Source organism: Brevundimonas sp. DS20 (assembly GCF_001310255.1).
Taxonomy (GTDB): Bacteria; Pseudomonadota; Alphaproteobacteria; order Caulobacterales; family Caulobacteraceae; genus Brevundimonas; species Brevundimonas aurantiaca.
Map to the genome: position 1 here is coordinate 2,925,015 of NZ_CP012897.1, position 14,830 is coordinate 2,939,844.

General features: G+C 69.7%; 15 protein-coding genes. 11 read left to right on the forward strand and 4 right to left on the reverse strand.

What is annotated here, in order from left to right; all coding sequences use genetic code 11:
* Positions 1–29 precede the first annotated feature (29 nt).
* Genes JL11_RS14335 through lpxK form a run of 5 tightly spaced genes read left to right on the forward strand, consistent with a single transcriptional unit; the run spans position 30 to position 5,380 of the window.
* Positions 30–542: a hypothetical protein gene (locus JL11_RS14335; protein ID WP_054766244.1), complete on the forward strand. Its 513-nt coding sequence runs from the start codon at positions 30–32 to the stop codon at positions 540–542.
* A gap of 32 nt (positions 543–574) precedes the next feature.
* On the forward strand, positions 575–2,398 hold the full coding sequence (locus JL11_RS14340) for an ABC transporter ATP-binding protein (RefSeq protein WP_054766245.1): 1,824 nt from the start codon (positions 575–577) through the stop codon (positions 2,396–2,398).
* Entirely contained in the window at positions 2,395–3,078 is a 684-nt protein-coding gene (locus JL11_RS14345; protein WP_054766246.1) for a lysophospholipid acyltransferase family protein, read from the forward strand. Before JL11_RS14340 ends, JL11_RS14345 begins: the two co-directional genes overlap by 4 nt.
* On the forward strand, positions 3,075–4,367 hold the full coding sequence (locus JL11_RS14350; protein ID WP_054766247.1) for a 3-deoxy-D-manno-octulosonic acid transferase: 1,293 nt from the start codon (positions 3,075–3,077) through the stop codon (positions 4,365–4,367). The genes JL11_RS14345 and JL11_RS14350 overlap by 4 nt, the downstream gene beginning before the upstream one ends.
* Positions 4,364–5,380 carry a tetraacyldisaccharide 4'-kinase gene (gene lpxK / locus JL11_RS14355; protein WP_054766248.1) on the forward strand — a complete coding sequence of 339 codons (1,017 nt, stop codon included), beginning with the start codon at positions 4,364–4,366 and terminating at the stop codon, positions 5,378–5,380. Before JL11_RS14350 ends, lpxK begins: the two co-directional genes overlap by 4 nt.
* Here lpxK and JL11_RS14360 read toward each other — a convergent pair.
* A complete protein-coding gene (locus JL11_RS14360; RefSeq protein ID WP_054766249.1) occupies positions 5,365–6,690 on the reverse strand; it encodes a metal-dependent hydrolase family protein in 1,326 nt (441 codons plus the stop codon). The two genes, lpxK and JL11_RS14360, sit on opposite strands and share 16 nt — an antisense overlap.
* 114 nt (positions 6,691–6,804) lie before the next feature.
* On the opposite strand from JL11_RS14360, the gene JL11_RS14365 reads away from it, so the two are divergent.
* Positions 6,805–7,491, forward strand: a complete 687-nt coding sequence (locus JL11_RS14365) for a murein L,D-transpeptidase catalytic domain family protein (RefSeq protein WP_054766250.1) — start codon at positions 6,805–6,807, stop codon at positions 7,489–7,491.
* A 3-nt stretch (positions 7,492–7,494) separates the two neighbouring features.
* On the opposite strand, the gene JL11_RS14370 is transcribed toward JL11_RS14365, so the two are convergent.
* From JL11_RS14370 to purD, 3 genes are read right to left on the reverse strand one after another with little or no spacing between them, the layout of a single operon-like run.
* Positions 7,495–7,770, reverse strand: coding sequence for a type II toxin-antitoxin system RelE/ParE family toxin (locus JL11_RS14370; RefSeq protein ID WP_007442402.1), 276 nt, complete (start codon positions 7,768–7,770; stop codon positions 7,495–7,497).
* Positions 7,758–7,958, reverse strand: coding sequence for a hypothetical protein (locus tag JL11_RS14375; protein WP_054766251.1), 201 nt, complete (start codon positions 7,956–7,958; stop codon positions 7,758–7,760). Before JL11_RS14375 ends, JL11_RS14370 begins: the two co-directional genes overlap by 13 nt.
* Positions 7,959–7,989: 31 nt before the next feature.
* Complete coding sequence (gene purD, locus JL11_RS14380; protein ID WP_054766252.1) at positions 7,990–9,264, reverse strand: phosphoribosylamine--glycine ligase; 1,275 nt, start codon at positions 9,262–9,264, stop codon at positions 7,990–7,992.
* 112 nt (positions 9,265–9,376) lie between these two features.
* On the opposite strand from purD, the gene xseA reads away from it, so the two are divergent.
* From xseA to argS, 5 genes are all read left to right on the forward strand, one after another.
* Positions 9,377–11,014 (forward strand): exodeoxyribonuclease VII large subunit, encoded by a 1,638-nt coding sequence (gene xseA / locus JL11_RS14385; protein ID WP_054766253.1) that lies wholly within the window; start codon positions 9,377–9,379, stop codon positions 11,012–11,014.
* A gap of 57 nt (positions 11,015–11,071) precedes the next feature.
* Positions 11,072–11,578, forward strand: coding sequence for a signal peptidase II (lspA, locus tag JL11_RS14390; RefSeq protein WP_054766254.1), 507 nt, complete (start codon positions 11,072–11,074; stop codon positions 11,576–11,578).
* Positions 11,579–11,689: 111 nt separating this feature from the next.
* Complete coding sequence (locus tag JL11_RS14395; RefSeq protein WP_054767004.1) at positions 11,690–12,256, forward strand: DUF3035 domain-containing protein; 567 nt, start codon at positions 11,690–11,692, stop codon at positions 12,254–12,256.
* Positions 12,257–12,320: 64 nt separating this feature from the next.
* On the forward strand, positions 12,321–12,989 hold the full coding sequence (locus tag JL11_RS14400; protein WP_054766255.1) for a hypothetical protein: 669 nt from the start codon (positions 12,321–12,323) through the stop codon (positions 12,987–12,989).
* Positions 12,989–14,791: an arginine--tRNA ligase gene (gene argS, locus JL11_RS14405; RefSeq protein WP_054766256.1), complete on the forward strand. Its 1,803-nt coding sequence runs from the start codon at positions 12,989–12,991 to the stop codon at positions 14,789–14,791. Before JL11_RS14400 ends, argS begins: the two co-directional genes overlap by 1 nt.
* Positions 14,792–14,830 lie beyond the last annotated feature (39 nt).

Consider the following 14,830-nt stretch of genomic DNA (forward strand, 5'->3'; position numbering starts at 1 on the left):
ATCCAAGCTCCTCACCCCGAAAGGCCGCCATGAAGATCTTCGCCGCCGTCATCGCCGTCGCCTTGCCGGGCGGCGCCGTCGCCCAGAGCACGCCGCCTGAAGACCCGTCCCTGATCGCCTATCTGCAACAGCGCGCCGGCGAGGCGGCGGACACGACCCGCTACACCGCCGCCCTCACCCCCGACGGCAAGACGGCTTTGGTCTATCTGACCGGACCGGCCTGGTGCGGATCGGGCGGATGCCGCCTGCTGGTTCTGGACCGCGACGGGTCCTCCTATCGCTCGGTCGGCGAGATCAGCGTGGCCCGCGCGCCCATTCGTCTTCTGGAACGCGAGGATCACGGCCGGCGCGCTCTGGGCGTGCAGGTGGCGGGCGGCGGGATCATCCAGGGCTATGAGGCCGCCGTGCCGTTCGACGGGCGACGCTACGCCTCCAATCCGACCGTCCCCCCGGCGATGAGGATCGATGATGCCCCGGGCGAAACCCTGATCCGGGCCGACGAGGCGGGGCGTCCGCTGACGCCGGCGCCTGACAAGCCTTGACTTGAGGGGCGGCTCAGACGACCGAAGGGCCGATGAGCGAGCCCGCCCCCTCCATGCCCCTGCGCGCCCTGCTGGCGCGGATCTGGCGTGACTATCTGAGCAGCCGCAAGGGATCTTTGATCCTGTCGATCCTGTGCGCCGCCACGACAGGTCTGCTGACGGCGGCCCTGCTGAAGCTGCTGGAGCCGGCGGTGAACGGCCTGTTCCTCGGCGGCGACCAGCCGATCGTCCTGTTCGGCCGTTTCCGCTTCCCGGCGGACGAGGCCCTGATCGTCATCCCCGCCGCCATTCTGACGGTGGCGGTGGTGCGGACCCTGGCGGCCCTGGGGCAGGCCGCCCTGGTCAATCGACTGGGCCATACGATCGTCGGCGACATCCAGATCCGCCTGTTCGGCGCCATGATCCGCGCCGATCTGGCCCGACTGCGCAGCCAGCATTCGGGCGGCTTCGTCTCCTCGGTCCTGTTCGACGCCAATCTGGTGCGCGAGGCCTTCACCTCGGGCGTGGTCAACTACACCCAGAACCTGCTGACCCTGATCGCGGTGCTGATCTATATGGGGATCATTGATTGGCAGCTGACCATGGTGGTCCTGCTGGGCGTGCCCCTGGTGGCCCTGGTGCTGCGCCGGTTCGGGCGAAGGACGCGCAAGGCCGCCGTCGGCGCCATGGCCGAGACCGAGAACCTGTCCACCGCCCTGATGGAGAATCTGGACGGGGTTCGCCTGATCAAGATCGAGAACCGCGAGGCGGCCGAGCAGGATCGCGTGGCCGAGGTGGTGGCCCGTCGCCAGCGCCACGTCATCAAGGGCGCCAACGCCCGCGCCTTCGCCGGCCCGTCCAGCGATCTGGTCGCCTATGTCGTCGTCGCCGCCGTCATGGCCTATGCCGGATGGCGGGCCCAGTCGGGCGAGATGACGGTGGGCGGGTTCGCCGCCTTCATCGGCCTGTTGCTGGCGGCCGGCCAGTCGCTGCGCCAGGTCACGAACCTGGCCACGGTGATGAGCGAAGGCTTCACCGCCGCGCGTCGCCTGTTCGCCGCCCTGGACATCGAGCCGGAAATCCGTGAGGCGGCCGACGCCGAGACCCTGCCGTCCGGCCCGGTCGAGGTGGCGCTGGATCAGGTGTCCTTCGCCTATGCGGGGACGGACGCCCCGACCCTGGACGCCGTCTCCCTGCGGGTCGCGCCGGGCGAGACGGTCGCCCTGGTCGGCCCCTCCGGCGGGGGCAAGAGCACCATCCTCAGCCTGTTGCCGCGCTTCTATGACGTCACGGCCGGGGCGGTGCGGCTGAACGGGATCGACATCCGTCAGGTGCGGATCAGCGATCTGCGCGACCACATCGCCCTGGTGACCCAGGAGCCCTTCCTGTTCGACGACACCATCGCCGCCAACATCGCCTATGGCCGGCCGGGCGCGACGCAAGCCCAGATCGAGGACGCCGCGCGATCCGCCGCCGCCCATGACTTCATCACGGGCCTGCCGGACGGTTACGCCACCCGTGCGGGCGAGGCGGGCCTGCGTCTGTCCGGCGGTCAGCGCCAGCGGATCGCCATCGCCCGCGCCTTCCTGAAGGACGCGCCGATCCTGCTGCTGGACGAGGCGACCAGCGCCCTCGACACCGAGAGCGAGGCCCTGGTCCAGGCGGCGCTGGAGCGGTTGATGCAAGGCCGCGCCACCCTGATGATCGCCCACCGTCTGTCGACCGTCAGGAACGCCGACCGCATCTATGTGATCGAGGCCGGGCGGGTGGTCGAGGAAGGGACGCATGACGCCCTGGTGGCCCTAGGCGGACTCTACGCCCGTCTGGCCCGGCAACAGTCGCTGGACGGAACCCCGGCGGTCGAGGCCGTCGCGTGAGACCGCTGCGCAATCCGATCATCCAGTCCGCCCTGGCCTGGACCCTGGCCAAATGGATGCAGGTCTGTTTCGCCACCATCCGCTGGACCCATGAGAACCAGCAGGCGGCCGAGGCTGTCTGGGCGCAGGGCGGCGGGGTTCTGTGCGTCTTCTGGCATTCGCGCATTGGCCTGTCGCCCGCCTGCTGGCCGCTGGACCGAGCCCAGCCGGCCAAGGCCCTGATCTCTCTGTCGGCCGACGGGGAGTTCATCGCCAAGGCGGTGGCGCGCCAGGGCTTTCCCGCCGTGCGCGGCTCATCGGCCAATAAGGACAAGGCGCAGAAGGCCAAGGGCGGCGCCCAGGCCCTGCGCGACGGGCTGAAGCAGCTCAAGGTCGGCGCCCTGGCCATCACCCCGGACGGCCCGCGCGGCCCGGTCAACATCATGGCCGAGGGCCTGCCGCTGATGGCGAAACTGTCCGGCGCCCCGGTCCTGTTCATCGGCCTGTCCTGCAATCCGGCGATCCGACTGAACAGCTGGGATCGGGCGGTCCTGCCCCTGCCCTTCGGCAAGGGCGCCGTCGTCTGGGACCGGGCCGACTATCCCCAGGGCGCCGACATGGCCGAGGTGACGCGCGACTGGACCGCGCGGCTGAATGCGGTCGAGGCGCGGGCGGACGCGATCACAGGGCTGACGTCGTGACGCCACTGCCCCTGGTCGCCTATCGGCTCCTGACCCGCGCCCTGGAGCCCCTGGCGCCGCGCCTGCTGGACGCCCGCGCCGCTCGGGGCAAGGAAGACCCCGCCCGTGTCGATGAGCGGATGGGCTTCACCCGTGTCGAACGGCCTGAGGGCGACCTGGTCTGGCTGCACGGCGTCAGCGTGGGCGAGACCCTGTCCCTGCTGCCCCTGGTCGAACGGTTCGTAAAGGCGCGGCCGGACCTGACGGTTCTGGTGACGTCGGGCACGGTGACGTCCGCGCGTATTCTTGAGGACCGGCTGCCGAAGGGGGTGATCCACCAATATGCGCCGGTGGACGGACCGGGCGCGGTCGGCCGTTTCCTGGATCACTGGCGGCCTGGGCTGGCGGTCTTCGTCGAGAGCGAACTATGGCCCAATCTGCTGCTGGAGGCCCACCGGCGCGGGGTGAAGCTGGCCCTGGTCAGCGCCCGCATCACCGAAAAGACACTTGAGGGTTGGAGCCGGTTTCCGGCCTCGGCTCAGGCGGTGACGCGCGCCTTCGACCTGGTCCTGCCCCAGGACGCCGCCTCCGCCGAACGGCTGGAGCGGATGGGCGCCCGCATCGACGACCTGGTCAATCTGAAGCTGGCGGGCGAGCCCCTGCCCCATGATACGGCCGCCTTCAGCCGTCTGAGCGCCGCCATCGGCGACCGGCCGGTCATCGTCGCCGCCAGCACCCATGAGGGCGAAGAGATCGCCATCGTCCGCGCCCTGGACAAGCTGAGCGAGCGCGTCTGCCTGATCCTGCTGCCGCGCCACCCTGAGCGCGGTCCCTTGATCGCGGAGGCCCTGCAGCGGGAGGGCGCAGCCTTCGCCATGCGCTCGCGCGGCGAGACCATCGGGCGCGACACGGACGTCTATCTGGCCGACACCTTGAACGAGATGGGTCTGTTCCTGCGTCTGGCCGATGTGGTGGTGATGGGCGGCTCCTTCGCCCCCGCCCTGGGCCTGCCCGCGGTCGGCGGTCACAATCCGCTGGAGCCCGCGCGACTGGGCCGGCCCGTCGTGACGGGACCGGACGCCTCCAACTGGGCCAGCGTGACGGCGGCATTGGCCCAATCGGGCGGGCTGATCCCGGTCCAGGCGCCCTGGGACCTGCCCCAGGCGATCGGCCCCCTGTTGGCCGATCCGGCGGCGGCCAAGGCCATGGGCGAGCGCGCCCGCCGCGCGGCGGCCGAGGCGGGCGGGGATCTGGAGCGGCTATGGTCCTGGCTCTCTCCGCTCACGCCGCAGAAGAGACCCCGGCGATGAAGCTGAACACGCCCCGCTGGTGGTATGTGCGCGACCGCGATCACGCCCGCATGACGCGCACCCTGTTGAAGCCGCTGAGCTGGATCTGGGCTGGGGTCACGGCGCGGCGCATCGCGCGGACGGTTCCCCACGCCCCAGGCTGTGCGGTGATCTCGGTCGGCAACCTGACGGTCGGCGGCTCAGGCAAGACGCCGGTTGCGCGCGAGACGCTGCGGCTGCTGCGCGCGGCGGGCGTGCAGGCGCAGGGTCTGTCGCGCGGCTATGGCGGGCGGCTGGACGGGCCGGTCCGCGTCGATCCCGCGACCCACACGGCCGAGGACGTCGGCGACGAACCCCTGATGCTGGCCCAGGACGCGCCGGTCTGGATTTCCCGCGATCGGGTCGCCGGCGCCGAGGCGGCCGTCGCCGACGGGGCCGACGCCCTGGTGCTGGACGACGGACACCAGAACCCCGCCTTGAAGAAGACCGTCAGCCTGATCGTCGCGGATGGAGAGACCCGCGGCGATGAATGGCCGTTCGGGGACGGCTCGGTCTTTCCGTCCGGCCCGATGCGCGAGCCGTTGAAAGCGGGGCTGGCGCGCGCCGACGCCGTTGTGGTGATGCTGCCGACCGATCTGGAGACCGCCGATCCCGAACTGCTGGCGCTGTTCGACAGTCTGCCGGTGTTCGTGGCGCGGCTGACGCCCCAAGGCCCGCCGCCGGCCGGCCCACAGGTGGGCTTCGCCGGCATCGCCAAGCCGTGGAAGGTCGAACGATCGCTGAAGGCGGCGGGGTGCGACCTCGCCGACTTCGTCCCCTTCCCTGACCATGCGGCCTATAGCGACAAGGACATGGTGTTTCTGACGGAACGGGCGGCGGTTTACGGCGCCGGCCTGGTCACCACCGAAAAGGACTGGGTGCGGCTGACGCCCGATCAACGCGCACGCGTCGCCGCCTGGCCGGTCGTCGCTCGGTTTGAGGATGAGGCCGGCTTCGCCGCCTTCCTGACCCAGGCTGTTCAGTCGGCGCGGTAGACCACGCCGCCCTTCATCACGAACCTCATCCGCTCCAGCTCGGTGACGTCGCTCAGGGGATCGCCGGAGACGGCGACGATGTCGGCCGGCATGCCCGGCGCGATCCGCCCGGCCTCGCTGGAGATGCGCAGATGTTCGGCGGCGCCGACCGTGGCGGCCTGGACGGCCTCCAGCGGAGTCAGGCCGGCGCGGACCAAGAGGGCGAACTCCTTGGCGTTGTCGCCGTGGGCGGACACGCCGCTGTCGGTGCCGAAGGCGATTTTGACGCCGCCTTGGTGGGCGCGGCGCGCCATCTCCAGCATCTTCGGCCCCGCCTCCAGCGCCTTGGCGGTCTGGGCGGGAGTGAAGAAATTGTCGGGCCCGGAGGCGACGCGCGCGACGAAATCCCCCGCCAGCAGGGTCGGCACGAGCCAGGCGCCGTTCTGCTTGAACAGGCGGATCGACTGGTCGTCCAGATAGGTGCCGTGTTCGATGGAATCGCCGCCGGCGCGCAGGAAGGCGTTGATGCCGTCGACGCCGTGAGCGTGGGCCGTGACCTGACGGCCCATCCGGTGGGCGCTTTCGACGATGGCGGTCAGTTCGGGATCGCTGAACTGCTGGTTCAGACCGGCGGCGGTGTTGGACAGGACCCCGCCGGTGGCCGTGATCTTGATGATGTCGGCGCCGGCGCGGATCTGGGTGCGGACCGCGCGCATACAGTCTTCCGGTCCCGAACAGACGCTTTCCGGCGACAGCAGGTGCAGGACGTCGGCGCGGAAGCCGTTGGCGTCGCCATGGCCGCCGTGAACCGACACGGCCGAGCCCGCTGCAATGATGCGCGGCCCCGGCACGTCGCCCGCCTTCACCGCCTCGCGCAGGGCGAAGATCGCTTCGTTGTCGGCCCCGAGATCGGCGACGGTGGTGAAGCCCGCCATCAGGGTGCGGCGCGCATAGCGGGCGCCGACCATGGCCTGGGCGGCCTCTGACTGGGTCACCTCCTCCAGCCGCGAATTGGGGTTTTGCTGGCCGGTCAGGTGGACGTGGCTGTCGATCAGCCCCGGCAAAACGAAGGAGTCCCGCAGGTCGATGACCCGGCCCTGCGCCGGATCGCCGACGAAGCCGTCGCGAATATCGACGACTTGGTTCCCGCTGATCACGAGAGTTTTACTGCGCTGCACAACGCCGTTCGACGGATCCGCCAGCAGCCGCCCCGCCTCGACGAAGGTGACCACAGGGGGTCCGGAAAGTCCAACCCCTGCGGGGGTTTGCTGAGCCGCCGCCGCCGAAGCGGACGCCAGCAGCACCGACAAAGCCAGGATCAAACGCTTCATTGATCGCCCTCCCGCGACGCCTCGCCGCAAAATCGCCCCACAAGGCTCAGGTTGCCTCGGTCGTAACGGTTTGAAACAAACACCTCCGAAGACAAACCGCAACGAGGGCGTCGCATGCGGCTTTCGAGACGAGGACTCATTCTGGGCGGCTCGGCCATGCTGGCGGGGTGCGCCAGCGCCAGCGCCACGGCCCCCGTGACGACGGCGGCGCTCCAGCCCGTCGCGGCCCCGGTGGTCGTTCCCCCGGTTCAGACCGTCAGCGTGACCCCGCCGCCGCTGGATCCTCGCGGCGCCGTTCCGAAAGATCTGATGGACCGGGCCATGGCGGCCCTGGACATCCACCACCGCAAACTCCCCCTGCGTGACCGGATGTATCTGGTCGATTTCAAGAAGTTCTCGGGCGACGAGCGGCTGTACGAGGTCGATCTGATCGCAGGCGAGGTCAAGGTGCTGCGGACCTGCCACGGCCGGGGCTCCGACCCCGACCATTCCGGCTATGCGCGCCGCTTTTCCAACACGCCCGATTCCAACATGTCCTCGATCGGCGCCTACGCCACGGCCGGCGCCAGCTGGGGCAAGCAGCAGGGGCCGAACGTCCTGCTGGACGGGCTGGAATACACCAATGACAAGGCCCGCGAACGCGCCATCATCGTTCACGGCGCCGACTACGCCGACCCGGACTTCCTGGCGCGCGAAGGCAAGCTGGGCCGCAGCTACGGCTGTTTCTCGGTGGCCCATACCGACTTGCCGGAGCTGCGCGAGCGGATGGGCGAAGGCCGGCTGCTGTTCGCCTGGGCGTAAGGCTTATCCCTCGGGCCGTCGGGCCGAGTGGCGGATGGTGATTATGCGAATCTCGCTGGGCAGGATGGCGTAGCGGATCACATAGGGGCGGATCGAGACCGCCTCGCGAAGCCCATGGCGTATTTGCCTGCCGCGATCCGGAAAGGCGCTCAGACTTTCGGCCAGATCGATCAGGCGAACCGCCAGGCGGATCGCCGCCGGCGGGCTGAAACCTTGCACATAGGACTGTATGGCGATCAGGTCTTCCCGAGCTTGCTCGGTCCAGACTACTCGCCGCATTTCGGCGGCGGGAGCGGATTGTCCGTTCCCCAAGACAGAAGCCACCGCTTTACGGCTTCATGGCTCACGACCCGCCCGGCCTCGGCGTCGGCGAGACCACGCAGGGTCGCCGCCTCGTCCGCCGCGTCGTCGGCGATGTCGAAGACGCCCGGCTCGTCGTCATCTTCGTGGTACGCGGAATCAGCCATGGCGCGAGCCTACCACACCCAGCCGATACGGTCAGCCCCGCTCCAGCGCCCGCCAGCCGATGTCGGAGCGGTTGAAGCCGCCGGGCCAGTCGATCTTCTTGATGGCGTCGTAGGCGCGTTCGCGGGCCTGGGCGATGTCGTCGCCTTCGGCGCAGACGTTCAGGACGCGGCCGCCGGCGGCGCACAGCTGGCCGTCGTCGCGACGCTTGGTGCCGGCGTGGAAGACCTGGACATGGGGACCGAAGTCCTGATCGGCGCCGCGGATGATCGAGCCTTCCAGCGGACTGTCGGGATAGCCCTTGGCCGCCATGACGACGCAGATGACCGTCTGAGGCTTGAACGCCGGCGCCGGCAGGCCGGAGACGTCGCCACGCGCGCAAGCCAGCAGATAGGGAACGATGTCGCCGGCCATGCGCATCATCAGCACCTGGCATTCCGGGTCGCCGAAGCGGGCGTTGAACTCGACCACCTTGGGTCCGTCGGTCGTGGCCATCAGCCCGGCGTAGAGGACGCCGCGATAGGGGGCGCCCTCGACGGCCATCTTGCGGATCGTGGGCTGAACGATGCGTTCGTCAGCCTGCTGGACCAGGTCGGCGGTGAAGACAGGGGCCGGTGAATAGGCGCCCATGCCGCCGGTGTTGGGTCCGGTGTCGCCGTCGAAGGCGCGTTTGTGGTCCTGGGCGCCGCCGAACAGGACAGCCTGTTTGCCGTCGCACAGGGCGAAAAGGGAGCCTTCCTCGCCGTCCATGAACTCTTCGATCACCACGCGGGCGCCGGCGGCGCCGAACCGGCCCCCCAGCATCCGCTCGACCTCGGCCTCGGCGTCGGCGCGATCCGGGCTGATGGCCACGCCCTTGCCGGCGGCCAGGCCGTCGGCCTTGATGACATAGGGCGGCTGGAAGGCGTCGAGCGCGGCCTTGGCCTCCTGAACCGTCTCATAGACGCCGTAGCCGGCGGTGGGGATGGAATGACGCTCCAGGAAGGCCTTGGAAAAGGCCTTGGACGTCTCCAGCTGCGCGGCCTTGGCGGTGGGGCCGAAACAGGGGATGCCGGCGGCGGCCAGCCGGTCCGCCAGACCGGCCGCCAGGGCGACCTCCGGCCCGACCACCACCAGGTCCGCCTTGATCTCGCGCGCCAGGGCCGCCAGGCCCTCGGCGTCGTCAGCCTTGACTGGACGAAGCTCGCACACGGCCTCGATCCCGGGATTGCCGGGCGCGGCGACAAGGCGGGTGACCAACGGCGACTGGGCGATCTTCCAGGCCAGGGCGTGTTCACGCCCGCCCGATCCGACGAGGAGAATGTTCATAAGGTCGGCAATGACCGCACCGCGCGAGACGGTCAAGCGCGGGGTCGCCCTGATAGGCCCTCCCCCCTCTAAACGGGTGCGAAAACGATCCGCCTCGGGCTAGAGTGGCGTCATGAGCGACGAATCCTATGTGTTCGAAGGCCCGGCCGAGGCCGCCGCCCCGCGCGACAACAATCCGCCCCTGTCGATCTCGGAACTGTCCTTTGCCCTGAAGCGGACGCTGGAGGAGCGATTCGGCCACGTCCGGCTGAGGGGCGAGGTGTCCAAGGTCAATCGTCACGCCTCGGGCCATGTCTATCTGAGCCTGAAGGACGACAAGTCGGCCATCGACGGCGTGATCTGGAAGGGATCGGTGCGCGGCCTGGGCGTCCAGCCGGAGGCGGGGCTGGAGGTCATCGTCACCGGCAAGATCACCTCCTATCCCGCGCGGTCCTCGTACCAGATCGTGATCGAGAGCATGGAGGCGGCGGGGGCCGGCGCCCTCTTGGCCCAGTTGGAGCGGCTGAAGGTCCGCCTGCGCGAGGAGGGCCTGTTCGAGCCGGGGCGCAAGAAGCCCCTGCCCCAGTTCCCCCGCACCATAGGGGTGATCACCAGTCCGACCGGGGCGGTGATCCGCGACGTCCTGCACCGAATCGCCGAACGCTGGCCGTGCCGGGTGATCGTCTGGCCCGTGGTGGTCCAGGGCGAGGCGGCGTGCGGCCAGGTGTCGAACGCCATTCGCGGCTTTGATGCGATGACGCCCGACGGACCCATCCCCCGGCCGGATCTGCTGATCGTGGCGCGCGGCGGGGGGTCGGTTGAGGACCTGTGGTGCTTCAACGACGAGGGGCTGGCCCGCACGGTGGCGGCGGCGCGGATTCCGATCATCTCGGCCGTGGGACACGAGACGGACACCACCCTGATCGACTTCGTCTCGGATCGGCGCGCGCCGACGCCCACGGGGGCGGCCGAGATGGCCACGCCTGTGCTGGCCGACCTGAGATACGCCGTCGCCGACCTGGATCGACGGCTGGTGCTGGCGGGCGGGCGGCTGATCGAGGATCGGCGGACCCGGCTGCGCGCCGTGGCGCGCGGACTGCCCGCCCGGCCGGAGGACCTGACGGCCCTGGCGCAACAGAGGCTGGACCATGTGTCCAGCCGTCTGGGCTCGGGCCTGCAACGCAACATCGCCCTGCATGAACGCCATCTGGCCGTGACCGGCGGAAAGTTGAGCCCCGGGCTGCTGCGGACCCGGATCGAGCGGGGTCAGGATCGACTGCGCGGCGCGGGGGATCGGCTGGGGGCGGCGCTTCAGGCGGGCGTCGCGCGCGGCGAGCGACGGCTGTTGCAGATCGGCGGCCGCCTGTCGCCCGAACCGCTGCACCGCCGCCTGGACCAGCGCCAGGCCAGGCTGGACGCGGTCTCCGCGCGCCTGGACGGCGTCATCCCCCGCCGACTGGACGGCGACCGAGCCCGACTGGGCGCCCTGTCCCGCGCCCTGGCGACGCTTGATCCCAGCCGCCCCAAACCCGGCTTCGCCCGGGTCGAGCGCGCCGACGGCGGCTGGATCACCGCAGCGGCAGGGCTGGAATCGGGCCAGACTGTCCGACTGGTGTTCGGCGACGGCGCGCGCGAGGCCGTCATCGACGGCGCGGCGCAGAACCCGCCGCCTACGCCGCCCTCTGCGACGCCCCAGTCAAAGCCCCAGTCGACTCCACGAGCGACGCCTCGGCCCAAGCCCCCCGCGCCGGACCAGGGCGACCTCTTCTGACGTGCGCTCCCGCTTTTCCGCTTCGCGCCTGAGCCGCTTCCTGCTAACCGCCGCCGCATGAAGATCCCCCGCATCGCCTTCGCCGCCTATGGCTTCGCCCTTCTGATCATCGTCCTGGACCAGTTGACCAAGGCCTGGATCCTGAGTCTGCCGGACGTGGCCTCGATCGAGCAAATCCCCGTCGGCTACGTCTTCGCCGAGGTCTTCCCGCCCGTCCTGCGGTTCACCTTCGTCCAGAACACCGGCGTCAGCTTCGGCCTGTTCGGCGGGGGGGAGGCGCGCTGGGGTCTGACCATCTTCTCCGTCCTGGTCTCGGGCGGCCTGGCCTGGTGGGCGACGCGGGCGGATCGTCGCCTGCTGATCACCGCCATCGGACTGGTGATCGGCGGCGCCCTGGGCAATGTGATCGACCGGGTGCGGTTCGGCTATGTGGTCGACTTCATCGACGTTTCGGGCACAGGCGTCTTTCCCTGGGTGTTCAACGTCGCCGACAGCGCCATCACCATCGGCGTCGTCCTTCTGATCATCGACAGCTTCCTGTCCGACCGGGCCTCCAAGGCCTGAAAACGGCTGCAAGGTTGGCGCGGCCCCCGAAAAGTCGTAATCACCCCGTCTTCACTATGCCAACAGCGCCCGCAGAGGCGTTCCGTGCATCAGCCGATCGAGCCTGAACCCATGCGTATCCGCAGCGTCGCCGTCCTGACCCTCGCCGCCTCAGCCGCCCTCGCCGTTTCGGCCTGCGGCAGCCTCAAGCAAGGCATCGGCCTGACCAAGGTCGTGCCGGACGAGTTCGTGACCGTCTCCACCGCGCCGCTCAGCGTGCCGCCGGAATACGGCCTGCGTCCGCCTGCGCCCGGCCAGCCCCGCCCGCAGGAACTGGCGCCCGAAAGCGCCGCGCGTCAGATCCTGCTGGGTCAGCGTCAGGCCGTCACCCGCACCCCCGGCGAACAGGTCCTGGTGGCCCAGGCCGGCGCCGATCAGGCCGACCCCCTGGCCCGCTACGTCGTCGACGACGAGTTCGGCGACATCGCCCACAAGGACGAAAGCTTCGCCAACCGCGTGATGTTCTGGCGCAAGGACGACGCCTCGACCCAGGCGGCCACCACCCGCCAGACCGCCGAGGGCCAACAGACGATCGACGCCTCGACCGAGGCCGCCCGGCTTCAGGCCCTGACGGGCGGGCGCCAGGCCATCACCATCACCCCGCGTCGCAGCGGCGGTTTCAAACTGCCGGGTCTGTAAACCGGTCGAACCCTTGTCGGACGCCGGCTGCGGCGTTGGTCTTTTCGCTGTCGGAAATCATTTGATGCGTCGCCTGCTCACCGCCCTGGCCGCCGTTTCCATCGCGGCCTCCGTCCTGCCTGTCGCCGCCGAGGCGCAGCAACGTCAGCGTCAACGCGGTTCCAGCGGACAGCAGGCGGACGGGTCGGACAACGCCCCGAGCGAGCGCGCGCCGCGCATCGCCCCCTTGCGCCGCCGCGCCAACGCCGGCCCCTGCCCCTTCGTCAAGGTGCTGTACGACGCCGCCCGCTATGTGGAGCTGGAAGGCGGCCGCGCCGCCATCGCCAACGTCGGCTACACCGGCGAGATCGAAGGCGTCTCGGCCGATTGCGAATATCGCGAAGCCGATCCGATCCGACTGGACATGGACATCCTGTTCCAGCTGGGCCGCGGCGCCCAGGCCACCGAGGACCAGAAGACCTATCGTTACTGGGTCGCGGTGACGGAACGGAACAGCGCCGTCCTGGCCAAGGAATATTTCGACCTGCCGGTGAAGTTCGACGGCCAGCGCACCGCCTCGGTCAACGAACAGCGGACCATCATCATTCCCCGCGCCGAGGCCACCACCAGCGGCGGCAATTTCGAAGTTCTGATCGGTTTCGACGTCACGCCCGAAATGGCCGAGTTCAACCGGTCCGGCAGTCGCTTCCGCGTCAACGCCGGAGCCGCCCAAGCCTCTGCGCCGAGCCAGTAATGTCTGATCTGAAGACCGTCCTCAGCGAAGCGGTCGCCGCCGCCTTCGCCGCCGAAGGCGTGGAGCCGGCTCTCGCTCGCGTCACCCCGTCCGACCGGCCGGATCTGGCCGACTTTCAGTCGAACGGCGCCCTGGCCGCCGCCAAGGCGTTGAAGGCCAATCCGCGCGAACTGGCCGGCAAGATCGCCGAGCGGCTGGGCGCCGACGCCCGCTTCGCCTCGGTCGAGGTGGCGGGGCCGGGCTTCATCAATCTGAAGATCGCCGACGCCGTTCTGGCGGAACGCGCCGCCGAAGTCGCCGCCGACGCCGAGCACGCGGGCGCAGCCGTCGTGGCCGATCCGCGCAAGGTGGTGATCGACTACGGCGGTCCGAACGTGGCCAAGCCGATGCACGTCGGCCATCTGCGCAGCGCCATCATCGGCGAGAGCCTGAAGCGGCTGTTCCGCTTCCGCGGCGACCATGTCACCGGCGACGCCCATTTCGGCGACTGGGGCTTCCAGATGGGGCTGCTGATCACGGCCTGCGGCGACGAGGGTCTGGCCGACGCCTTCATGGCCGACGGCGACGGCCCCTTCCCCGCCGAAAGCCCGGTGACCCTGGCCGATCTGGACCGGCTGTATCCGCAGGCCGCCGGCAAGGCCAAGGAAGACCCGGCGTTCCGCGACCGGGCCCGCAAGGCGACGGCGGAGCTGCAGAACGGCCGCCCCGGCTATCGCGCCCTGTGGTCGCATTTCGTGGCGGTCAGCCGCGAGGCGCTGAAGCGCGAATACGGCGACCTGTCGGTCGATTTCGACCTGTGGAACGGCGAGAGCGACGCCGATCCCCTGATGGACGAGATGATCGCCCATCTGAAGGCGACGGGCCTGCTGGTCGAGGATGACGGCGCCCAGGTGGTGCATGTCGCCAAGCCCGGCGAGACCCGCAAGAAGAAGCTGGCCGACGGCTCGGTGATCGAGGCGCCCTCGCCCCCGCCCCTGCTGGTGATCAGCTCGGAAGGCTCGGCCATGTACGGCACGACCGACCTGGCGACGATCCTGGACCGCAAGAAGGCCCTGGCGCCGGACCTGGCCCTGTATGTCGTCGACGAACGCCAGGCAGAGCATTTCGAACAGGTGTTCCGCGCCGCCTATCTGGCCGGCTACGCTGCCGAAGGGTCGCTGGAGCATCTGGGCTTCGGCACCATGAACGGCGCCGACGGCAAGCCGTTCAAGACCCGCGCGGGCGGGGTGCTGAAGCTGCGCGACCTGATCGACCAGGCGACGGACAAGGCGCGCGAGCGTCTGCACGAGGCCAAGCTGGGCTACGACCTGTCGCCGGAAGAGTTCGAGGCCATCGCGCACAAGGTGGCCATCGCCGCCCTGAAGTTCGCCGACCTGTCGAACGCGCGCACCACCAGCTACGTCTTCGACCTGGACCGGTTCATGAGCTTCGAGGGCAAGACCGGCCCCTATCTGCTGTATCAGTCGGTCCGGATCAAATCCCTGCTGAGGAAGGCCGCCGAACAGGGCGCCGCGCCTGGCGCCATCGTCATCGCCGAACAGGCCGAGCGCGATCTGGCCCTGACGCTGGACGCCTTCTCGACCGCCGTGTCGGACGCCTATGACAAGCGGATGCCGCATCTGGCAGCCGAGCACGCCTATCGGGTGGCCCAGTCCTTCTCGAAATTCTACGCCGCCTGCCCGGTGCTGGTCGCGCCGGACGAGGCGACACGGGCTTCGCGCCTGGCCCTGTCGGCGGCGGCGCTGCTGCAGCTGGAAACGGCGTTGAATCTGCTGGGGATCGAGACTCCCGAACGGATGTGACCGCCGTTCTGTGACCTGAAAGACGCGGACTCTGCTCTT